We start from the raw sequence: 22,953 nt of genomic DNA on the forward strand, positions 1-22,953 counted from the left end.
TTATGATCGATTAAGCGGGGCGCTGAGTCTTTGGCCATTCGGCTGAAATCCCTCCAAACGAGCCTGTAAATTTTTAAAGGCAATACTGTATTTAGCCAGTTATCCGGCTTTGATTGGAAGCCTGCCTTAAACACGTTAGAATTACCCACAACAGTGTGGAAGTGAGCAATGAAACTTCTGCTGGTCAAATTAATCATAAACGCTATTACTATTTTCATTCACCCTTACATCACATACTGAGGCTGCTTATGCTGTTTAACGGTAATTTAACTACCGAATGTCCTATTCGTCAGAAAATTAGAGATTTTTATCGTATTGAAGAAAATCTTGCCGTTGATCAAATACTACCTGATGCAGAAGTTAACATGCGGGCCCGAAGTCGCGCTTGGGAGCGAGCCCGCACGATGGTGTTGCGTATTCGTCGTGAGCAAGAAGGGCACGGTGGGATTGACGCATTACTAAATGAATATTCCTTATCTACCGCAGAAGGCGTGGTACTGATGTGTCTGGCAGAAGCGTTATTGCGTGTGCCAGATAAAGCAACTCAGGATGAGTTGATCCGCGATAAATTATCCAAAGGCAAATGGACTCCTCATTTGGGCAACAGTGATTCTTTGTTTGTAAATGCCTCTTCCTGGGGACTGTTGATGACAGGAAGCATGGTCAAATATGCAGATAAACGCCAGAAAGAACATTTTGGGATTCTTAAGCAACTTATTGGCCGCGTAGGTGAACCGGTGATCCGTAAGGCGATGAATATCGCCATGAAGATCATGGGCCGTCAATTTGTTATGGGCGAAAATATTAAGGATGCAGTTGCCAGAGCAGAAGAAAAAGAACGTAATGGCTATGTCTATTCCTACGATATGCTAGGTGAAGGCGCGCGTACCAGTAAAGACGCCCAACGTTATTATGACGCTTACGCTAATGCCATAGAAGTCATAGGCAAAGCCGCCGCCGGCAAAGGGCCACGTAAAAGTCCTGGTATTTCGGTAAAACTTTCTGCTATCCATCCTCGTTATGAATTTACTCATCGTGAACGGGTGTTAGCGGAGATCCCGGCTAAATTAAAAGCCTTATGTTTACTGGCTAAAAAGTACGATATTGGCCTAACGGTTGATGCTGAAGAGTCAGAACGCCTGGATATTTCGTTGGATATAATTGAAATGGTATTCAGCGATAAAGATTTAGATGGCTGGAGTGGTTTTGGATTGGCGGTTCAAGCCTATCAAAAACGCGCATTATTTGTGATTGACTGGTTACGCCAGTTAACTCAGCAAGTGGGTCGTACCATGATGGTGCGTTTGGTGAAAGGGGCCTATTGGGATACCGAAATTAAAAATGCCCAAAAAGATGGCTTAGATCATTTTCCCGTGTTTACCCGCAAGTATTCTACTGATGTGTCTTATCATGCCTGTGCCAACCGGTTACTGGATTATCGCGATACCATCTATCCACAGTTTGCTACCCATAATGCTTATACTGCATCGGTCATTCTGGAATTGGCCGGTGATGATAAAGAAGGCTTTGAATTCCAGTGTTTACACGGTATGGGTGATACGCTGTATGATCAAATTGTAACGGTCGATAATATTCAGTGTCGTGTGTATGCTCCAGTTGGCGATCATGAAGACCTGTTAGCTTATCTCGTGCGTCGTTTGCTAGAAAATGGCGCCAACTCTTCGTTTGTTAATGCCATCGTGGATGAAACCCGACCCGTAGAATCGTTACTGGAAGATCCGGTGGAAAAAACCCAGCGGTTAACTCGCAAATATAACGACCAAATACGTAAACCGGTGGATCTATATGGCGACGAACGTTTTAACTCTAAAGGCTTGGATCTGACCGATATCAATGCAATCGGTCCTTTAAAGCACTCGCTTGATCGTTGGTTTAACGAACACCTGCTTAGTGAAGATAGTGTTCCTGAAGGTGCCACCGCGGTTCGCAATCCAGCCAATCCTAGCGAAATCATTGGTTATCATCGCTATGATGATAGTGAGCAAATGCTGGCCAAATTAGATAAAGCACACAATGCTTTTGCTTCCTGGTCACAAACACCGGTACAAGATCGCGCCAATTTGTTACGTCGTACCAGCGATATACTCGAACGACATATGGATGAACTGATTGGTTTGTGTATTAAAGAAGCCGGTAAAGTGACCCAGGATGGTATTGATGAAGTGCGTGAAGCGGTGGATTTCTGTCGCTACTATGCGGCACGAGCAGAAGAAGTGGCAGCTGATGACCGATTATCTCCGCGTGGGGTCGTGTTATGTATCAGTCCGTGGAACTTCCCGCTAGCCATTTTTATTGGTCAAGTGGCCGCAGCATTAGTCACGGGGAATACCGTGGTGGCCAAACCCGCCGAACAAACCAGTTTGATTGCCTTAAGGGCGATTGAATTGATGGAGTCCGTCGGTATGCCGGAAGATGTGGTTCAGATGCTCATTAGTCCCGGGGCCAAAGTGGGTGAAACCATTATTCCTGATGAACGGGTAAAAGCGGTGATGTTTACCGGCTCAACCCAGACTGGTACGTTGATTTCGCAAATTTTAGCTAGTCGTGGTGGAGAGCAAGTGCCCTTGATTGCTGAAACCGGCGGACAAAATTGCATGATCGTCGATTCGACAGCATTACCCGAGCAAGTGGTGGATGATGTGATTTCTTCTGGCTTCCAAAGTGCCGGTCAACGTTGCTCAGCGTTGCGTATTTTGTTTTTACAAGAAGATATTGCTGATGATGTTACCGACATGCTGATTGGTGCGCTCAAGGAATTGCATGTAGGTGATCCGGCGTTACTGTCGACTGATGTGGGTCCGGTCATCGATCAAAAAGCCTTAAAAGCACTCAATAACCACGTGCAAAATATGCAAGATAAAGCCAAGTTGTTATATGAATGTTCCGTTGCGGATGCACCTGAAGGTTCGACTTTCTTCGCCCCACGCTTGTATCAAATCGATAATATTAATGTGTTGGAACGAGAAGTGTTTGGCCCTTGTGTACATATCGTGCGATTTAAGTCGAAAAGTTTGGCACAGGTAATAGAGGACATTAACTCAACCGGTTATGGCCTTACCATGGGGATTCATTCGCGGATTGAAGAACGCGCTGTGGAGCTGGGTAAGCTATCCAGAGCGGGTAACGTTTATATTAACCGCAATATGATAGGTGCTATCGTCGGAGTGCAACCTTTTGGTGGTCGCGGCCTTTCTGGTACCGGCCCTAAAGCGGGTGGACCCAATTATTTGCCACGTCTGATGCTGGAGAAAGCGACTCCCAAAGCGGTATCTGATGATTATGAGCCAGAGCAAGATGTCGCACTGCATAGTGATGAACGAGGTCGTAAACAAGCCCACGAATTTATGCAACAGGCTCGCGCAGCCGAGAATGACTGGCGTTTAACCGTTTTGAATACTCGTATTTCCGCTGTGCGCCAATTGCTGGCGAAAATATCTAAAGTGGATATTGTTGAAGAACTGGCAGATGACTTAAATAGCACCTTATCGACAGCACGTTCGCAGCTTATCAGTATTGAAAAGCTGTTAAGAAAGCCGAAAGAGTTGCCAGGACCAACAGGCGAATCTAACGTTTTATATTTGGAACCGCGTGGAATATTGGTCTGTTTTGCGGATAAAAATGTCACCTTTGAATACTGGACATTATCCATTGTTACGGCACTGGCGACCGGTAATGTGGTTATTTCGGTGGTATCCGATCTTTTCTATGAAGAGGCGATGGAATTCCGTAAGCAGTTCGTCGCTACCGGATCTCCGGAGGGCGTATTCCAAGTTGCTAAATTAGGTCATTTGGAAGCCCTATTGAGCGAAGATAAACTGGCCGGTGTGGTCATCGATAGTCACAGTGATCGAAGCGCCTACATTGCGCACAAGTTGGCTGAACGGGAAGGGGCGATATTGCCAGTGATCACCGCTGAATATAACGATAACCTGATCCAGCGTTTGTTAACCGAAAAAACCATCAGTATTGATACTACCGCATCGGGTGGTAACACCTCATTAATGACGTTAGTGGAAGATGATGAGTAACACTTAATACCTGGTTGACCAATTAATAAGGAGAGCGCGGCTCTCCTTTTTTGTTGGGGCGATGCGAGGCAATGCAAACGCGCTGTTAACGTTGCTGCATAAACCAGTCATAGCTGTTTCTGTCCTGATTTTTTTGAGCCAGATACAGTCCTAATTCGAGTAGTTGTTGATCGCCTTGAAAACGTGAATAAACCATCTTTAAGGTATTAAGGGCTTGCTTGGATTGGCCAATACCATCCATGGATAATAAATAGGCATACAGATATTGGCTGTTATCAGGTTGTAGTTTATAAGCGCTCTTAAATGCCTTTAATGCCGGTTGATATTGTTGCTTACGCACTAAAAATAGCGCTTTGGAGTAATGTAATTGGGCCGAATCAGGTAGCCGCTGCAACGCAGTTTGATACAGTTTATCCAGCAAATCTTCACGTTGCTGCAATCGATATACTTCGGCCAAGGCAAAATAGGCACCGTCGAAATAGGGATCAATCTTAATGCTTTTTTGCAATTCACTGGCTGCGTGGTCGAGGTTATTTAATTGAATATTAATTGCTGCCTGATTCGCATGCCCTTCACCACGCCATGAGTTAACTTCTACAGACTGCATCAATTCATCAAAGGCATTATCAAAGTCAGTTTTATCTTGTCCGGATAATGGAACTCCCACCATACTTCGTGCCACGGCGACTCTAACAGCCTTATACTTATCGCGTAAGAGAGGTACCAGCAGAGCTGTTTTCTGTATCGGCGTTAAAGTAGTAGCTGCTTGGGCGGCACTAAGGCGAAACAGTGCCTCATCACTGTTAAGTAAGGCTTGCAGAAAATGGCTATCCAGCTGTGATTGGGTCATGCCTAATAAGCTAATAGCTGTTGCTCGAGAAATAACCGGGATACTGTTGTCCCTGATCAATGCCATATGCTCGCTCGGTGTAATCCTCTGACCCAATTGCAATTTGTACAAGTTGTGCAAATTAGCTGAAATGGTCGGTGGTTGGCCAAACCATTTAGTTAATTGACCTGTTGCCCATTGACTGTTTTTATCCTGATGACAGGAGGTACACGCATCGGGAGTGCCAAATTGTTCAGCAAGCTGTGGATGAGGAATTTTCAGACTGTGGTCGCGTCTGTCATCGACTCCCATATAACGGTTGGTTGGCATATGACAGTTGATGCATTGAGCGCCTTCACTTTGCTGTGGATGATGATGATGCGACTCTACATCATAAGCTTCTGCCGAATGGCATTGCAGACACAACCCATTACCCTGAATTTTTATCTTCATACTGTGTTTGTCATGGCAATCCAGGCAATTGACACCGGCCGCATACATTTTACTCTGCAGGAACGAACCATAGACGTAGACTTCTTCTTTAATCTGGCCATCTGCGTGGTACATCGGTGCCAGCAGCAGTTGTGGGGAGAATTGATCGAGAAATGCATTATCAGCGCTAAAGCCATCGGTCAGCGGTGAACGTAATGAGTGACAGGCAAAACAGGAATCCATAAAACTATTATCCCGCTTGGGGCCATGCCAGCTGGCAATTTTTTGGTCGGCTTGACGTAACCAGTTACCGATATAAGCCGCTGCGTCGGACTTGCCATTGTTGGTCGTGGATTTATTCGAGCGTGGCTGATCTGGATGACCTTGCATCTCACCATGGCAGGATAAACATCCGACATTGATATTTTTCCAGTGGCTATTGAAACTATTTTGCTCAGGATTGTAATGACGTTGTATTCCATCCGAGTGGCAATCGGCACACATACCATTCCAATTTTGTAAAGGTTGCAGCCAGTGCAGCCGATCGGCAGTAGTGATGTTTTCTGCCTCATAATTGTGATACCAACGCTGACCGCCGTCCTGTTTGCTGCGGGCATCCCAGCTAAAGGGTAATACTTGTAACTTGCCCGGCTCTATTTCGACTAAATACTGTTGTAATGGGAAATGACCAAAAGTGTACTTTATCTGATATTTTGTGGGGTGGTCCGTTTGTCCGATCTCCACCCAAAACTGCTTGCCTTGTCGATAAAATCGGGCTTTTTCTGCATAGTGTTCAGTGCGGACGTCGTTAAAATCCCCTAGCACGGTTGATTCATCCGCCACTGCCATGGCTTTGGCATGATCGGATTTGAGCCATTGCTGGTGCTCATTTTGGTGGCAATTAGTACAGGCTTGCGTAGAGTATTCTTCAGATTGAACACTAAAATTAACTAATGAAAATAATATCAACAATGTGATTATTATGCGTAATGACAAGACGTTCCCCAAGGTAATCGCGACATAGGTTCCAGAAGCCAGTCAGCTGAATAGTGAGCGTAGCGCGGAAACTTATTGAAGCTTGTTAGATATGTCAACATATGCTTTAAGGAGATGCGGTATATTTATCCATCGTGTATCTACATCAAAACCGTAAGTGTAAATAATGGTTAGGAAATAGTGTACGAGAGGTAAAAAAGTCACGTTAACAATTATTTTATTAATTGTTATTTGAGGAAACTTAATGAGAATTCATATTTTGTTGATCCTGTCATTGTTGCTTCTAGCTTGTTCTGACATTGATCAATCAGAAGTCAGAGATGGACCTTATGTATTAAAGTTGACCGAACAATGGCAAGCATTATGGGTGTGTGACGGATTAGCTAAAAGCTACAGCTTTCCGCCCTTGACCGAATCCCGCACTGTCGAAAAATGCGGGTTGAGTGCTCATTTGCAACCCAATCCGGCACAGCGTCCCGCTATTAGTTATCCGCCAGTAAATAAATTAGCCGTTTTCAGTGATATTCACGGCCAGTTCGGGATCATGACGCGACTGTTGCATGCTCATCATATTATTGATGAAAACAATGACTGGAGCTTTGGACAAGGGCATCTGGTATTGGTAGGTGATGTGTTTGATCGCGGCCCACGAGTAACTGAAAGCCTTTGGCTGCTTTACCAGCTTGAGCAGCAAGCCAGGACGGCCGGTGGGCAACTGCACTTTCTGCTCGGCAATCATGAAGTCATGACCCTAAACGGTGATTTGCGCTATTTAAATGAAAAATATCATTTGGTAGAACAAACACTAAACCGATCAATTTCGACGCTTTATGCATCCAATACGGTGCTGGGCCAATGGTTGCAGACTCGAAATGTGCTGGTCAAAATTGGAGACTTACTTTTTACCCATGGTGGTCTAAATCCTGAACTGGCCAGACAACAGCGTAGCTTGGCTGAGATTAATCAGGTCTTTACCGAACACTTGCTTAAACAGCCGGATCAGCCGCGTGAGGGTTTTGCCCATTATCTGCATAAATCTGATGGGCCGATTTGGTATCGAGGTTATTTCCGCTCACCGCAGGCCAGCGAGAGTGATATTACGCTGCTTAAAAGTACCTACGATGTAAACCATATTATTGTTGGTCACACCACTCAAGATCAGATTTTGGGGTTGTATAATAACGCGGTTATCGCTGTCGACAGTGGCATTAAACGGGGGAAAAGCGGCGAAATATTATTAATTGAACAAGGTCATTTTTATCGCGGCTTACTTGATGGCAGCCGACGCCCGTTGTAATTTAGGTTGTTTTTTCACATAAACGTCTTGGTCATGGTTAGCGAAAAATCCAAGATTTCTTCTTTATGGGCTATTTACCTAATGGCCCTGTAAATCCCGCCAAATAAGCTATTCCAGTCATTTGTTACCAAAATGTATCAACTTAACCTTTTGTTATATAAGGATTTATTTTCTATTCCAGTGCATTTGTTGCTTAAAAGTAACATTGCCCATTCAGGTCATTTTGCATATTCACTGCAATATCCATGTAAGTCTTTGAAAAATAATAATTTATAAAAGTTGGCATTCAAATTGATATAGGTTCTTTCGAACGAAGTAGAAAAACGTTCGTGACGTATCACTACTAGTTACGCCAATCGAAATGATTTTTTAACTGAAAAAGGAAACAAGATTATGAAACGTATTACAAATAGTTTAGCCATGTTAACGCTAATGACCACTTCTGCTGCTTTTGCGGTGACTCCTTTTGCAGAGTTGGATGTGGATCAAAATGGTGTATTGAGCATGCAGGAAGCTGCGGCTGATAGCACATTAGCTGAAAAATTCAGTGAGTTGGATACCAATCAAGACGGTCAGCTTTCTGAAGCGGAATATAACAACGCTTAATCGCTAATCTTAAGTCAAGTTGGCGTAGCGAGCGCATCAAGTTACGCCAATTTATTAATTTGTAACTGAAGAAGGAAATACATTATGAAACGCATTAATACTACCTTAGCCATGTTAACCCTTGTTACCACTTCTGCTGCGTTTGCGGTTACCCCATTTGCGGATCTGGATGTGGATCAAAACGGTTTCTTGAGTATGCAGGAAGCTGCTGCTGATAGCACACTTGCTGAAAAATTCAGTGAATTGGATACCAACCAGGATGGTCAACTATCTGAAGCGGAATATAACAACGCTTAATAGTTACTTTGGATAACGCTGGCGTATCAATCATGCTGCGCCAGCCAACGCTTTATTTTTTACTGAAGAAGGAAATACATTATGAAACGTATTAACACTACCTTAGCCATGTTAACCCTTGTAACCACTTCTGCTGCGTTTGCTGCGACTTCTTTTGCAGAACTGGATGTAGACCAAAACGGTGCCTTGAGCATGCAAGAAGCGTCTGCCGATGCCACTCTGGCGCAAAAATTTGAAGAGTTGGATACCAATCAAGACGGTCAGCTTTCTGAAGCGGAATATAACAACGCTTAAGAATAGTTTGTTTGGTTCGGAAAGGGATTTCCGTTTTTTATTCCGGCTTTAAATCAGATAACAAAAAGCCCATTCACGTTATTGAATGGGCTTTTATTATTGCATAATGAAAGAGGGTTTAATCGACGAGTCCGCGGCGTTTTAATAACGCATCAACAGTCGGCTTTTGACCTCGGAAATTGACATAATCGGTCATCAAATCTTGTGAATTACCCATCGATAACACCGCTTTTCTGAACGCATCACCATTTTCACGGGTGAGTCCACCGTTTTCCTGCATGTAAGCAAAGGCATCGGCGGCAAATACTTCGGTCCATAAATAAGCGTAATAGCCCGCTGAGTAACCGCCCGAAAAGGCATGGCTAAAATAAGCGGACTTGTAACGTGGTGGCACTGGCGCATAATCAATACCATGCTTGGCCAGCGCCTGCTTTTCAAACGCTGCTACATCATCTATTTGGGTACCGGCGGGGATTGAATGCCATTCCATATCCAGTAACGCGGCAGCTAAATATTCAGTGGTATCAAATCCCTGGTTAAACTGGTGTGATTTAAGCACTTTATCCAGCAATTCGGCTGGAATAGGCTCCCCGGTTTGATAATGTTTGGCGTAATTAGCGATTACGGCAGGCTCAATATCCCAGTCTTCATTAAATTGTGACGGAAACTCGACAAAATCACGGGCGGTTGAGGTGCCCGCTAGGCTGGGGTATTTGACTTTGGAAAATAATCCATGGGCGGCATGGCCAAATTCATGGAACATGGTGGTCACTTCATCAAAAGTCATCAGTGTGGGTTGCCCTTCAGCCGGTTTTGGAATGTTTAGTACGTTATAAACAACCGGCTTATTGCCTAGCAGATTATTTTGAGTGACATACTCATCCATCCAGGCTCCACCACCTTTACCTTCGCGCGCGTAAGGATCAAGATAGAACAAGCCGATTGAGCTGCCGTCTTGGTCGAACACTTCGTAAGCAGAAACATCAGGATGATAAACCGGCAGATCATCACGTTCCTTAAAGGTGATGCCATACAGCTTTTGCATCGCAAAGAATAAGCCATCATGTAAGACGGTATTTAGCTCAAAGTAAGGTTTAATTTGCTCTTCATCTAAATCGTATTTGGCTTGGCGGACTTTTTCTGCATAAAACGCCCAATCCCAAGGTTGTAGCTCGAAATCACCACCAGAGGCATCAATTTGTGCCTGAATGTCGGCCGCTTCCGCTTTGGCTTTAACAACAGCTTTAGGCGCTAAATCGTCCAAAATTGCGTAAACCGCTTCGGGAGTTTGAGCCATTTGGTCAGCGGTCACATAACTTGCCCAGTTATCGTAACCTAGCAACTTGGCCTTATCTGCACGAAGTTGAGCCAGTTTAATCAGCACCGGTCCATTGGTATCCATGGCGCGGTTAGCCGACGTTTTCCAGATTTTTTCACGCAGTGCGCGATTTTCCAGACTGCCCAAAATTGGCTGGCGGGTGGTGTTGACCAAGGTGATCATATAGCCTTGCTTGCCGGCGTCTTCAGCGGCAGAAGCCAGAGAAGCAATGTCACTTTCAGACAAGCCTGCCAATTCGCTTTTGTCGCTAACCAGAATCACGTCTTCCTTAAAGGACTTTAAAATATTCTGCGAAAATTCGGTGGAAAGCGTGGATAGCTGACTGTTAATCTCGCGCATCTTGGCTTTATCAGCTTCAGATAATTTGGCCCCGGCACGGACAAATTCATCATAGTAATAGGTGATCAGACGTTGATCTTCGGGACTAAAATCAGCCAATTTGTCATGTATGGCCGCGATCCGAGCAAACAATGTGGCGTTTAAATAGATATTGTCATTATGCGCTGATAATTTGGGCGCCATGTCAGCTTCGATACGTTGATAGTCAGCATCGGAAATCACCCCGGCTAAATTGAAAAATGCTCGGGATACACGATCGAGCAGTTCGCCACTTTTTTCCATTGCTACCAGTGTATTCGTAAAGCTAGGTGCTTCGTCATTATTGGCAATAGCGTCAATTTCAGCTCGATGCTGTTCGATGCCGGCAGCAAAGGCTGGCTCGTAATTACGGGTGGTAATTTTATCAAATTGCGGGGCTTGATCTTGTAACGGACTTTTGTTGAGTAAAACGTTATCGCTCATTTTGGTTTGGCTCGCTGCGGGACTGCTCATGGTTTTTGCTGAGTTGTTATCTGAACAGGCAGAGATCGCCAAAGCCGCACTGATTGCGGCGGTAAGTATGGTAATACGCATAATTTCTCCATCTGGAATATTCTGGTTGCGTTGAAGGACCTTACAACAGCGAAAAGCTGTTATTGCTAAACCATAACAGTTATAAAGTAGCCAGCACAATCCTGTTGAGCTTATTCAGCATGGCTTTTATCGTAAACCGCAGTGTGCAGCCTTCAAATCGGTGATTATGATTTTTTATTCCTAAGTTGGGGTTAAAATAAGGAATAAGATATTATTGCATTTTGCTCTTCAGAGTAATACCTTATTGGATTTAGAATGTTGGGGGCAATATGAATAAACCATTATTATCTAGCGCATTGTTAGTTGGCTTCCTTTGCCTTTCTCAAGCGATGGCTCAGACCGATAAAGAGGCCGAGCAATCTGTTAAGCAGTTTTATCAACAGGTAATGAATGCAGAAGCATTGATGCCTGCCGATCTATCCGACGCTTTTATTAGTTGCCCTGTTACCCACATCAATAATATTGACCGGCAAGCTCAATATAAGACATCCGCCCAAGTGGACTATCAACAGACTGGATGGGAACAACGTATCAGTGCAGACTGGCAATATTTTTCGCCAAATCAGCAACAAGGCAAGGTGCTGGTAATCGATTTCGGCATGACAGAAAAAGGTTTAGGCTATCGCTATTTAGCGAATGATAATAGCCAAGATCAGCTGTATGAACCGTGGAGCTCTTCAAAAATCATGGCTTTTACTGCCGCAGTGGGCAAAGCGCGGGAGCAAGGCGTAGGGGCGATGAGTAAAGCAGGGGAAACCCCGCTGGCCGATCTGATTACCAGTATTAATAGCTATGCGCCATTTGGTCAAGCTGATGGTAACTCTAACGGTATTGCCACTTATTTTTTAAATGTAGCCGGGCGAGACCGCGCCACCGCTTTATTGCATGATGATTGGCTGAAATTAGCCAATCCAGCGATCCGCTTTCGTGGTGCGTACGAGGTGGAGTTATTTAAACCATCGGTTCCTGTTTGGCAAAGTCTAGAGTCGGCTAACACTGCCAATATGCCCGAATTATTCAATAATAGTGATGACCCTGGCTACCAGTCCTATCGTTGTGATGAATGCGGATTGACGGGCAATAAGCCCATGACGACCTTGGCACAGGCTGAATGGTTAAAGCGTTTAGCGAGTTACGAGCGAGATGCTGCGACTCGCCAGCCAGGCTTAACGGCCAAGGATGTTGAAGTATTGTTTTACGGTACAGGCCATACTGACAAAAATCATCAAGTGGGCGGTATGATGCAAGGTATTAGCAGCATGTTACAACATGCCTTGGCCGATGCAATTGCAGGTAAAGCAGTAGCCGATCCTAAAACCGTATTAGATAACGCGACTAACGGGCAATGGCGTGTTTGGCAAAAAATTGGCTGGGGGCCTAGCGAAACCCGAGGTATGGGCGAAAATGTGGTGTTAGCTCATGTATGTTTACCTGGCTTTCAGGGCGGCAGAGAATTTACGGTTGCAGCACAGGCCGCTTATCCGGGAGAAGATGATAGCGCAGTAAGTCATGCTGGTATGAAGATACAAAGTATCCTCAATAGTGCCATGCAAAAGTTGCTGTCTCCCCAGCAATGATGTTTATATCAATGATTAATTTTACTAATTGGAAAAGGTTGGCTGCATGATCACTAGCGCGTATTCTTTTATTGCTTTGTTATTAGCGGTTGCTGGTGGCTTGAAGTTGCTTGAAGCGAAAAGTCAGTGGAAATTATTTGAATTCTTGCCTGCTATTGTGATGCTTTATTTTGTCGTGATGTTGATGTCAACATTCGGTTTTTGGCAGCATAGCGAAGCGATTAATCAGGCTTATTCACAGTTAAAACAAAACATCCTTCCTGCGATGATTTTTCTAATGTTACTTAACAGCGATTTACGTCAAATTCGTAAATTAGGAGGCAAAATTATTCTGGCCTTCTTCGCTGCGGCGATCAGTATTGGTATCGCCTTTGTATTAGCTTTTATTCTGTTCCAATCGGCATTAGCAGAAGGAGCATGGAAGACGCTAGCCGCTCTTAGCGGTAGCTGGATGGGCGGCACTGGTAATATGGCGGCAATTCAAATGGCACTCAATGTACCGGATGCCAGCATGGGTTATACCCTGTTAATTGACTCCATTGATTATGCATTGTGGGTCATGTTGTTGTTGGCGTTGGTACCCTATGCACAACGTTTTAGTCAGTGGACCGGCGCTGATACCAGCCAGTTGGATGCGGTTGGAGAAAGTTTGACTGAAGCTGACAGCAAACCGGTTAGTGGTGATCAAACAACGTCACTGTTATTTTTGTTAGCGATTTCCCTGGTCGTGTCGGTATTGACTCAAGCCGGCGCTGAACTATTACCCACCAGTGCCTTTTTTACCCAAACTACCTGGACAGTGTTAATTGTTACTATTTTGGGTGTACTGGCGGCGATGACACCGATTAGCAAGTTATTTGGGGCGATTGAGCTGTCGAATATTATGCTGTATTTGATTATTGCCCTGATTGCCTCCCGGGCCGACTTTGCTGAACTGGCAGCGGCACCAACCTACATTTTAATGGGGATTGTGATTTTATTACTGCATGGCCTGATGATGGTGCTGTTTGCCAAATTATTTAAGTTTGATTTATTTACCTGTGGTGTGGCCTCACTGGCTAATATTGGTGGTGTGGCGTCAGCGCCAATTTTAGCTGCAGCTTATTCCAGAGCGTTGATTCCGGTTGGCGTGTTGATGGCGATGTTAGGTTACATTATTGGTACTGGTGGTGGATTAGTTGTCGGCAAGATATTGTCGATTCTTGCCTGAGATAATTAGGATAGTTTTTATGATGATGAGATTGTTAGCTTTATTTACGTTGAGCATGGCCATGACGGTTCATGCCGACGATGCCCAAAAACAAGTGCCATGGCGTTCAGATGTGGTGGGAGTGAATTATGCACAACTCTCACCGGATTATTGGTTAGCCAAAGTGAATGAAGAGCCTGCTCCGTTAATGACTCAAGGACAAATTCAGGCGTTTAACCAACAACTAATTGATAGTGATCCTCATGTTGTGGATCCATTGAGTTTTTACCCTGCCACGCTGGATAAGCAAAAACTGACGGATTTAATTCATTCCATCAGTTCAATTCCATCCAGTGCCCGTTTTTATGCCGATGGCAGTGAGTTAAGTGCATCTGATTTTAAAACCTATACCGATAACTTAGCGCTGGATTCGATACAGTCTAGCAACCCTGTACGTTATGGTATGGCGGTGACACGAGAAATACTGCGCACTTTTCCTACTCATGAACGCGTGTTTAATCAAGGAATGGATACCGATTTGGATCGTTTTCAGGAAACCGGTATTTTTCCGGGCGATCCGGTGGCGGTATTACACGCCAGTAAGGATAACCAGTGGTATCTGGTACAGAACTATCATTATTTAGCTTGGGTACCACAAAGTGCGATTGCTTTGAGTGATAAAGACACTATCCGCAGTTATGCTCAGGCTGAGCCCTTTGTCGTTGTAACCGGCAGTAAGGCGTACACCACGTTTGTACCGGAACAACCGCAAATATCCGAAATACAACTGGATATGGGCACGCGTTTACCGCTGGTCAAAGCGGAAGATTTACCTACTCAACTGTATGGGCAAAACCCCTATGCTTCCTACATGGTACGTTTACCGGTGCGTGATGAGCAGGGGAAATTGCACATCACCAGCGCATTAATTGCCCGTAGTCAGGATATGCATGTGGGATATTTGCCGATGACCAGTAAAAATATTATTACTCAGGCATTTAAGTTTTTAGGTGAACGTTATGGTTGGGGACATGATTATAACGGCCGCGATTGCACCGGCTTTGTCGGCGAAGTGTATAAAAGCTTTGGCATGAAGCTTCCGCGTAACTCGGGTGAACAAGGACATGGACAATACGGCCTAAATAATCGGTTTGACAAACAATCAACCACCGAGCAAAAGTTAGCTGTTATTCAGCGCATGCAGGTAGGTGATTTAATTTATATCCCTGGCCACGTGATGATGTATTTGGGCGATGATAACGGTCAACCTTATATTATTCATGATGTAAAAGGGTTGGGTTATCTGGATGAAAATGGCCAGATGTATCGCGGCACACTCAATGGTGTTTCAGTGACGCCCCTGTTGCCACTACGTTTATCTGAAACCACCAGTTATGTGGACCGGATCTATAACATCAAGCGTCATCGCTGGCCGCAAATTAGTCCGGCAACGAAGCACTAGAGAATAATATGAAAATAACCAATATTCGTTTTGGTAAATTATCAGTTCCCTTGATTACGCCATTTAAAACTGCGCTGCGTTCGGTAAGTAGTATCGAAGATATTGTGGTGCTGGTGGAAACCGATAGCGGTGAAATTGGCTATGGAGCCGCCCCTTCTACACCGGTCATTACGGGTGATACTCATGGTTCGATAATGCATGCCATTGATCGCGTTATTAAGCCGCAAATTATCGGCATGGATATCGCGGATCTTAATCAACTGACACAACGTATTCAGGGCTCGATGGTAGCTAATTACAGTGCCAAAGCTGCTTTGGAGATTGCCATCTACGATTTGTGGGGCAAATTATACAAGGCACCATTGTATAAGATGCTCGGTGGTGGCAGCCCGCAACTGGAAACCGACATTACCATTAGCGTTGATGATATAGATAAAATGGTCGCTGATTCCTTACTGGCCCTTGAACAGGGATTCAGCATTCTAAAAATCAAGATTGGTAAAGATATTCATGCCGATATTGAACGGGTGAAGGCTATTTATCAGGCGGTTAATGGAGCGGCGCAAATTCGTCTGGATGTGAATCAGGGCTGGACAGCCAAACAGACCGTGTTTGCCGCGAAGGCGTTGGATAACGCTGGTGTGCAGCTTGAACTGATTGAACAACCCGTGAAAAGTCACGATATTGATGGTATGCGCTATGTCACTCAGCGTGTTTCCACCCCAATTATGGCCGATGAAAGTGCCTTTTCACCCAAACAGGTTATTGAACTCATTCAAACCGGTGCTGCCGATATTATTAATATTAAATTAATGAAAACTGCGGGGCTGAGCAATGCGATCAAGATTGCCGATATTGCCGCACTATATGATGTAGAGTGTATGATCGGCTGCATGCTTGAAGGCAGTATTGGTGTTGCAGCAGCGGCACATTTGGCCGCGGCTAGAGCCAGTGTTATCTGCAAAATTGATTTGGATGGTCCGGCGTTAGGGCAATACGACCCAGTCCAGGGTGGTGTCGAATTTAATCTAGCCTCGATTAGTTTAAGTGGTGGGGCAGGCTTAGGTATTCAATCCATTAAGGGATTGCAGGAAATAAACGGAGAATGGTAATGGTAAAACGTTTTTCACGTTACATATGCAGCACGTTAATTTTGCTATGCAGTTATTCGGTCTTGGCTGAACAAGCGGTATCTCCTTTACAAGCATCAGATGTTAAACAGCTCATTGTAGCAGTATCGGATGATTGGGATGCCACTACAGCGCAGCTCTATACATTTGAAAAGCATGATGGACATTGGCAACAAACTGATTTGCAGTCAGAAGTTAACTTGGGCAGAACCGGTTTAGCGTGGGGAAAAGGGCTGCACCCGCAACAAACCGGCGTCACTAAACAGGAAGGTGATGGTAAAGCACCCGCGGGGATTTTTGATTTAGGTATCGCTTTTGGTTATCTCAAGTCAGTTAATACGGCAATGCCTTACCAGCAAATGCAAGCGAGTAACTATTGCATGGATGTGAATGGATCCCCCTTATATAACCAAATAGTCGATCAAAAAGTGGTTGGTGTAGAGGCGACCGAAGGGTCCTCTGAAGCCATGCGACTGGATATTCATCATAATCAGAACATGTACAAAAAAGGCTTGGTGGTAAAACATAATCCGGCCAATATTTCTGGTGCAGGTAGTTGTATTTTTATGCATTTATGGAAAGGTCAGGGCAAACCGACGGCGGGTTGTACTTCCATGCCCGAAACGGTTATGGACAGATTATTAGCCTGGCTAGATAAATCACAACACCCACTTTATGTCGCTTTACCCAAATCCGAATACGCTGCGAAGCAGCAAGCATGGTCATTACCGGCTATTCAGTAAATGCGTTACCGCGCCATGTGCGGTAACGATTCTACTTTTTCGATTGTTATTAGATAAATAAAGTTATATAAAATTCAATTTGTTTGTTAAAATAAGAATAAGTTATTCGTTGTTACGCGAATTTTCCGGGTAACCGACATTTGAGGAGTATCCATGGGTGCACAATATAGCGGGCTGGATTGGGCTGTATTTGCCGGTTATGGCTTAATCATTGCGTTTAGTGGCTGGTTGTTTAACCGCCAGAAGTCGGCCAATAGTGCAGACTATTTTCTTGGTGGTAATCAAATGCCCACCTGGATTGTGGCGATTTCAGTGTTAGCGACTTCACAATCTGCAGCAACCTTTATTGGTGGACCTGATCAAGGTTATCAGGGCGATTTGTCTTATTTAGCAACGAATATCGGTGCTTTTATTGCTGCCATGTGTGTGGCGATATTTTTAATTCCCAAGTTTTATCAATATAAAGTCTATACCGTTTACGAATTACTGGAAAAGCGTATTGGCCCGAAGGCTAAACGACAAGCAGGACTGATGTATCTGTTTGGTCGAGTATTTGCCAGTGGCGCCCGTTTATATATGGCGGCGATCGCGGTATCGATGATTCTATTTGGCGATATTCATGCTTCAAGTGTTATTAGTTCTGCGATTATTTTAACCGTGGTAGGCTTGTTATATACCGTATTTGGCGGTATTCGTACGGTGATTTACAGTGATGTTATTCAATGTGCAATCTACGTAAGTGCCGCCATTTTTGTGATTTATTTTTTGTATATAGCGATTCCGGCAGACTTTTCTCAAATTGTAAGTGCATTACAACATCCTGCTCCCGGGGCGCCCTCTAAACTGGCCCTATTCAAATTTGATTGGGATTTTAGCTCGGCGGGTGTGTTTAATATGGCGTCGGTATTAACCGGTTTTGTGCTGCTAAACATTGCTGCTTTTGGTTTGGATCAGGATATGACCCAGCGCATATTGACCTGTAAAAGCGCCAAGGAAGGCAGTAAAGCCATGTTATTTTCGGTCGCGTTAGTGATCCCCGTAATGTTCCTGTTTATTGTCATTGGTTTATTACTGTTTATTTTTTATCAGCGTCCCGACTTGATGATGGGTAGTGATTTGGCGGTTAATCAGGAATTTGACGGTGAAAAAATTACTATCTTTATGTACTACGTGTTACATGAAATTCCGTCCGGTGTTCGCGGGCTGGTCACCATCGGAATCATCGCAGCTGCGCTATCAACTTTAAATTCCGGTTTAAATTCGATGTCATCGGTCTTGATTCAGGATATCTATCAGCCATTAATGTTGCGTCGCAATAAGAAATTAGATGACCGTCACTATGTAAAAGCGGGACAAGTCGGTATGGCAGTGGTTTCAGCGGCCTTGTGTTCTATGGCCATTTTGTGTTTTTACTGGCAGCAATATACCGAAATGCCATTATTAAAGTTTGCGTTAAGCGTAATGGTTTTTTCTTATAGTGGTTTGTTAGGGGTGTATTTCACCGCGTTGTTTAGTAAACGAGGCAGTGAGCGTTCGGTCTTAGCTGCGCTGATTGTTGGCTTTTTGATTACATTGGCCTTCCAACCTTACGTGATGGATTTGTTGTTGCCCACTGAACTGCAATTTAATCTGGGTTTCACTTGGCAGTTATGCATTGGTACGTTGATTTCATTTATTGTTTGTATGCTGGGCAATAATAAAGAAGAAAGCATGCGTAATTGTTTTGCACACGGAGCGAAATAAATTTATGCCATATCATCCCAATTTTATATTAGGTATTGATGGCGGCGGTAGTAAGACTATTGGTCGCCTAGTTGATATCAATACTCGGCAGCAATGGCAAGTTAAAGTGGGTGGCGCTTCATTAACCAATGATTTTGATAATGCCTGGCGGACTATTCAGCAACTTATTCTGCAGTTGTTCAACCAAAGTGGGGCATCCGCGCAACAGGTTGTCGCCGTTATCGGCGTGGCGGGTGCGGGAAGCTCAGCACGGGCCGCTAAACTGCGCGAACATCTGGCCTTGCCTTTTGCTGAATTAGTGATTTGCAATGATGCCCGTACGTCGTTATTTGGTGCCAACTTGGGCGAGCCGGTAGCAGTGGTTGCATTAGGAACGGGGTCAGTTGGCGCTCGATTAGATCTAAATGGCCAAACGGCTTTCTTTGGTGGTTGGGGGTTTAATGCCGGTGATGAAGGTGGTGGCGCTAAGCTGGGGTTGCATGCAGTTCAAGCCATGTTGGCTGAATTTGATCAAGCAGGCCAGTTACACAGTGCCCTGGCCAATATCATAGCTGACCAGATTGGTCGTGAGCGTAATGCAATATTAACCTGGTTATCCGCTTCCGGTCCTGCCGATTTTGCCCGCTTTTCACAATATGTATTTGAATTGGCGTCCAGTTGCCCTGTCGCCAGAAAAATAATTGATATTCATTGTCAGCACGTCGAGCAATTAATTACCGATACCCGTGCTGATACAAATTTACCACTTGTTATGTTGGGCGGTTTAGCCGAACCCACTCAACCTTATCTTTCCTCTCATATCCAGCATCTTCTGATAGAAGCTAAAGGAACAGCGTTAGACGGTGGATGCCTTATGGCACAGCGTATCATCGAACAACGCATTAATCTTGGAGTAACCCATAATGCCAGTTGAGCAAATTAATAAGCAGTCTGTATTGCTTGAAGAATTAAATTATATCGTATCGGAAGGGCAAAACCCGGATACCTTGGATATTGACCTGCTCGACAGCATGGAAATATTAAAGAAGCTGAATGATGAAGATCATAAAGTGCCAGATGCGGTACGGCAAATATTGCCGGAAGTAGCCAATGCCGTCGATCTGATTGTCAAAGCATTCGCCAAAGGCGGGCGACTCATCTACATTGGTGCCGGAACTAGTGGACGACTTGGTGTATTGGATGCGGTTGAATGTCCCCCCACATTTAGTGTTACCGACCAACAGGTAGTGGGTATTCTGGCGGGTGGTCAAAGTGCCATGTTTAAAGCCGTGGAAGGCGCAGAAGATGATCCTGAATTAGCCATACGCGATTTGCAGCAGGTTAATCTTTCAGCTGATGATGTATTAGTGGGGATTGCTGCCAGTGGCCGAACTCCTTATGTTATCTCGGCACTGCTATATGCACGTCAAATTGGGACTAAATCGGTTGGTGTTACCTGTAATCCTGACTCCGCTGTGGTGAATGAAGCCGATATTGGTTTATGTGCGGTGGTTGGCCCAGAAGCGTTAACTGGCTCAACTCGTCTGAAATCCGGAACTGCGCAAAAGTTAATTCTGAATATGCTAACCACAGCCAGCATGATCCGTTCAGGTAAAAGCTATAGAAACCTGATGGTCGATGTAAATGCCAGCAATGAAAAACTACAGGCCAGAGCGGTGCGTATTGTAATGCAGGCGACCGAATGCGATTACCAAACCGCCAAAGATGCCCTAGAACGTTCTGGTGAGCGCGCTAAATTAGCTATTTTAATGGTGCTAACCGGTTTACCTGCTGAGCAAGGTGAAAGCCTGCTAACGGATTGTGGTGGCTTTTTACGTAAAGCCGTGCAGCAAGTGGTATCAGTATGATAGCCCGTATTCCAATGCTAAAGCTTTGGCTGCTAAGTTGTGTGACGTTGTTGCAAAGCATCACCTGTGTGGCGGCTAATACAGGTACCTCTGACACCGTCATAGTGGGGGCCAGCCAATCTCAGCGTTATTTATCGTTACTTAAAGATAAGCGTGTCGGTCTAGTGGTTAATCAGACCTCACGAGTGGGAAATCAGCATTTGGTGGACTTTCTGCTTAGTCAGAAGGTGGATGTAAAATTCGTTTTTGCTCCGGAACACGGCTTTCGTGGCGATCATGATGCAGGGGCGAAAGTGGATAGCTCTGTCGACCCGGCAACGGGGATCCCTGTGGTGTCTATTTATGGTAAAAACAAAAAGCCCGCTGATGAGATTATGCAACAACTGGATGTGATTATTTTTGATATTCAGGATGTTGGCGTGCGCTTTTATACTTACCTTAGCTCCATGCATTATATGATGGAAGCTGCAGCAGACGCGGGTAAAGCCTTTATTGTCTTTGATCGTCCCAATCCTAATGGACGGTTTGTGGATGGACCAATACTGGAGCCTGAGTTTCGTTCTTTTGTGGGAATGCATCCTATTCCGGTCTTGCATGGTATGACGTTAGGCGAGTTGGCCCGGATGATTAAAGGTGAGAAGTGGTTAGATACAACGGCTGAGCTTAATTTAACCGTTATTCCAGTTAAAAATTATCGTCGCGATATGCATTATTCCCTGCCGGTGAAACCCAGTCCGAATTTATCCAATGATCAGTCTATCCAGCTCTATCCGTCGTTATGCTTTTTTGAAGCGACTCCGGTGAGTATTGGACGGGGAACTGACTTTCCATTTCAGGTGGTTGGACATGATCAAATTAGTTTAGGTCACTTTAATTTTACGCCACGAGCCATGCCTGGTAGTGCCTCCAATCCTAAACTTAAGGATATTCAAGTATCCGGACAGGATTTACGCCACAGCCAGATTGAGGGACTGGATATTCAATTATTACTGGATTGGCATCAGGCCTTTGCTGCCAAGCAGCGTGAGTTTTTTAGCCGGGCTGGCTTTATGGATAAACTCGCCGGTACCGATAAACTTCGTTTGGCGATTGAAGCGGGTGAAAGCCTGAATGACATACGTCAACACTGGCAAGCGGGACTAACTGACTTCCGCAAGCAAAGAAAACCTTATTTGTTATATCCGGATTATCCCACTGAATAAATTGTAGATTTCGTTTTGTTGGTGTCTTTGCAAGGATGCAGATTTATCAGGGCTAATACTCGTATTAGCCCTTTTTTTATTCGGTTGAATGGCGGTAATCACTCACCACCGAATTGGTTTTTTCGAGTAGTTTACGGCCTTGACGAGATGATTGGGTAATGGCGATAAACAATATATCAATGACAAATTCTTGCGCGGTGCGGGCCAGAATAGAAGATAGCCTGTGAGATTCTTCTTCAGCGATAGAAAATAGCTTCACATCGGCATGCTCCGATACGGGCGTATCACCGTATTTAGTAACGGAAATCACTTTGCTACCATTTTTCTTGGCTTGTGCAACCACTTCAGCGACTTCGCGAGTCACACCGGATTCACTAATGGCAAAGACCAGATCATCTTTAGAAAAAGTTGCCACGTATGCGAGTTGAGCATGCCCGTCCGGTTCAGCAATCGCCGACATACCAAGTTTTTGCAGTTTATAAGAAAAATCTTTACCTACTAAAGCAGAGCCACCCAAGCCACAAATTAAGATACGCTTGGCATTTTTTAATAATTCCACTGCTTGCTCAAAGGGTTGAGCCTCATTCAGATTTTTGGTTTCGGTGAGTACCGACATCTTGCTGGCCAGCAGTTTTTCGGCTATCTGAGACAAACTGTCATTTAAGGTAATTTTGCCATGCAAACGTGGCTCGGCGGTTTCTTTATTTAATGCATCGATAACCGCTAATTTAAAGGTTGGATAGCCTTTATAACCGAGTTTTTGAGCAAACTTAACCACACTGGATTGACTGACATTAACCACTTTCGCCAGTTCTATCGAGGATAAATCACGAATAACATTAGGTGAATTAAGGGTAAAATTAGCCAATTTGGCTTCGCTACGTGACAGGGATTTACGAATCGCTTTGATTTTTACAAAAGTTGTCATATTGTATTCAGGCAATAATAATTTATTCTTTGAACTTTATAACATTAAATAAATGCAGTTTGCCAGTCTGTGTTTATTTAT

Annotated in this window: 17 protein-coding genes; 14 read left to right on the forward strand and 3 right to left on the reverse strand. The window is 44.4% G+C overall.

All coding sequences use genetic code 11. The features are described 5' to 3' along the window. Window positions 1-248 precede the first annotated feature (248 nt). Window positions 249-4,049: a bifunctional proline dehydrogenase/L-glutamate gamma-semialdehyde dehydrogenase PutA gene (gene putA / locus ACTD55_RS01105; protein ID WP_438862521.1), complete on the forward strand. Its 3,801-nt coding sequence runs from the start codon at window positions 249-251 to the stop codon at window positions 4,047-4,049. Between the two features lie 85 nt (window positions 4,050-4,134). On the opposite strand, the gene ACTD55_RS01110 is transcribed toward putA, so the two are convergent. After that, on the reverse strand, window positions 4,135-6,306 hold the full coding sequence (locus ACTD55_RS01110) for a multiheme c-type cytochrome (protein ID WP_438862454.1): 2,172 nt from the start codon (window positions 6,304-6,306) through the stop codon (window positions 4,135-4,137). Window positions 6,307-6,550: 244 nt separating this feature from the next. Between ACTD55_RS01110 and ACTD55_RS01115 the strand changes: the two genes are divergently transcribed. The 4 genes from ACTD55_RS01115 to ACTD55_RS01130 all read left to right on the forward strand — a co-directional run bounded on the left by ACTD55_RS01115 (window position 6,551) and on the right by ACTD55_RS01130 (window position 8,800). Continuing rightward, window positions 6,551-7,603, forward strand: a complete 1,053-nt coding sequence (locus ACTD55_RS01115; protein WP_438862455.1) for a metallophosphoesterase — start codon at window positions 6,551-6,553, stop codon at window positions 7,601-7,603. 393 nt (window positions 7,604-7,996) lie between these two features. Further along, on the forward strand, window positions 7,997-8,209 hold the full coding sequence (locus tag ACTD55_RS01120; RefSeq protein WP_438862456.1) for a calmodulin: 213 nt from the start codon (window positions 7,997-7,999) through the stop codon (window positions 8,207-8,209). An 84-nt stretch (window positions 8,210-8,293) separates the two neighbouring features. Next, window positions 8,294-8,506, forward strand: a complete 213-nt coding sequence (locus tag ACTD55_RS01125) for a calmodulin (RefSeq protein WP_438862457.1) — start codon at window positions 8,294-8,296, stop codon at window positions 8,504-8,506. Window positions 8,507-8,587: 81 nt separating this feature from the next. Further along, complete coding sequence (locus ACTD55_RS01130) at window positions 8,588-8,800, forward strand: calmodulin (RefSeq protein ID WP_438862458.1); 213 nt, start codon at window positions 8,588-8,590, stop codon at window positions 8,798-8,800. A 118-nt stretch (window positions 8,801-8,918) separates the two neighbouring features. Here ACTD55_RS01130 and ACTD55_RS01135 read toward each other — a convergent pair whose 3' ends face one another. Beyond that, window positions 8,919-11,051, reverse strand: a complete 2,133-nt coding sequence (locus ACTD55_RS01135) for a M3 family metallopeptidase (RefSeq protein ID WP_438862459.1) — start codon at window positions 11,049-11,051, stop codon at window positions 8,919-8,921. A gap of 269 nt (window positions 11,052-11,320) precedes the next feature. On the opposite strand from ACTD55_RS01135, the gene ACTD55_RS01140 reads away from it, so the two are divergent. The 9 genes from ACTD55_RS01140 to ACTD55_RS01180 all read left to right on the forward strand — a co-directional run bounded on the left by ACTD55_RS01140 (window position 11,321) and on the right by ACTD55_RS01180 (window position 21,944). Continuing rightward, window positions 11,321-12,628 carry a hypothetical protein gene (locus ACTD55_RS01140; RefSeq protein ID WP_438862460.1) on the forward strand — a complete coding sequence of 436 codons (1,308 nt, stop codon included), beginning with the start codon at window positions 11,321-11,323 and terminating at the stop codon, window positions 12,626-12,628. A 46-nt stretch (window positions 12,629-12,674) separates the two neighbouring features. Next, window positions 12,675-13,838, forward strand: a complete 1,164-nt coding sequence (locus ACTD55_RS01145; protein WP_438862461.1) for a DUF819 family protein — start codon at window positions 12,675-12,677, stop codon at window positions 13,836-13,838. Between the two features lie 19 nt (window positions 13,839-13,857). Beyond that, complete coding sequence (locus ACTD55_RS01150) at window positions 13,858-15,279, forward strand: C40 family peptidase (RefSeq protein ID WP_438862462.1); 1,422 nt, start codon at window positions 13,858-13,860, stop codon at window positions 15,277-15,279. 8 nt (window positions 15,280-15,287) lie between these two features. Continuing rightward, window positions 15,288-16,391 carry a dipeptide epimerase gene (locus ACTD55_RS01155; RefSeq protein WP_438862463.1) on the forward strand — a complete coding sequence of 368 codons (1,104 nt, stop codon included), beginning with the start codon at window positions 15,288-15,290 and terminating at the stop codon, window positions 16,389-16,391. Next, a complete protein-coding gene (locus ACTD55_RS01160; RefSeq protein ID WP_438862464.1) occupies window positions 16,391-17,152 on the forward strand; it encodes a L,D-transpeptidase family protein in 762 nt (253 codons plus the stop codon). The genes ACTD55_RS01155 and ACTD55_RS01160 overlap by 1 nt, the downstream gene beginning before the upstream one ends. Before the next feature lie 153 nt (window positions 17,153-17,305). Further along, on the forward strand, window positions 17,306-18,895 hold the full coding sequence (locus tag ACTD55_RS01165; RefSeq protein ID WP_438862465.1) for a sodium:solute symporter: 1,590 nt from the start codon (window positions 17,306-17,308) through the stop codon (window positions 18,893-18,895). Window positions 18,896-18,899: 4 nt separating this feature from the next. Continuing rightward, the gene (locus ACTD55_RS01170; protein WP_438862466.1) at window positions 18,900-19,808 is read left to right on the forward strand and encodes a BadF/BadG/BcrA/BcrD ATPase family protein; all 909 of its coding nucleotides are present in this window, start codon (window positions 18,900-18,902) and stop codon (window positions 19,806-19,808) included. After that, window positions 19,798-20,742, forward strand: a complete 945-nt coding sequence (murQ, locus tag ACTD55_RS01175) for an N-acetylmuramic acid 6-phosphate etherase (RefSeq protein ID WP_438862467.1) — start codon at window positions 19,798-19,800, stop codon at window positions 20,740-20,742. Before ACTD55_RS01170 ends, murQ begins: the two co-directional genes overlap by 11 nt. Further along, on the forward strand, window positions 20,739-21,944 hold the full coding sequence (locus ACTD55_RS01180) for an exo-beta-N-acetylmuramidase NamZ family protein (RefSeq protein ID WP_438862468.1): 1,206 nt from the start codon (window positions 20,739-20,741) through the stop codon (window positions 21,942-21,944). Before murQ ends, ACTD55_RS01180 begins: the two co-directional genes overlap by 4 nt. Window positions 21,945-22,020: 76 nt before the next feature. On the opposite strand, the gene ACTD55_RS01185 is transcribed toward ACTD55_RS01180, so the two are convergent. Next, complete coding sequence (locus ACTD55_RS01185; RefSeq protein ID WP_438862469.1) at window positions 22,021-22,872, reverse strand: MurR/RpiR family transcriptional regulator; 852 nt, start codon at window positions 22,870-22,872, stop codon at window positions 22,021-22,023. Window positions 22,873-22,953: the final 81 nt, after the last annotated feature.

Origin of the sequence: Neptunicella sp., assembly GCF_048268085.1 — a bacterium.
Taxonomy (GTDB): Bacteria; Pseudomonadota; Gammaproteobacteria; order Enterobacterales; family Alteromonadaceae; genus Neptunicella.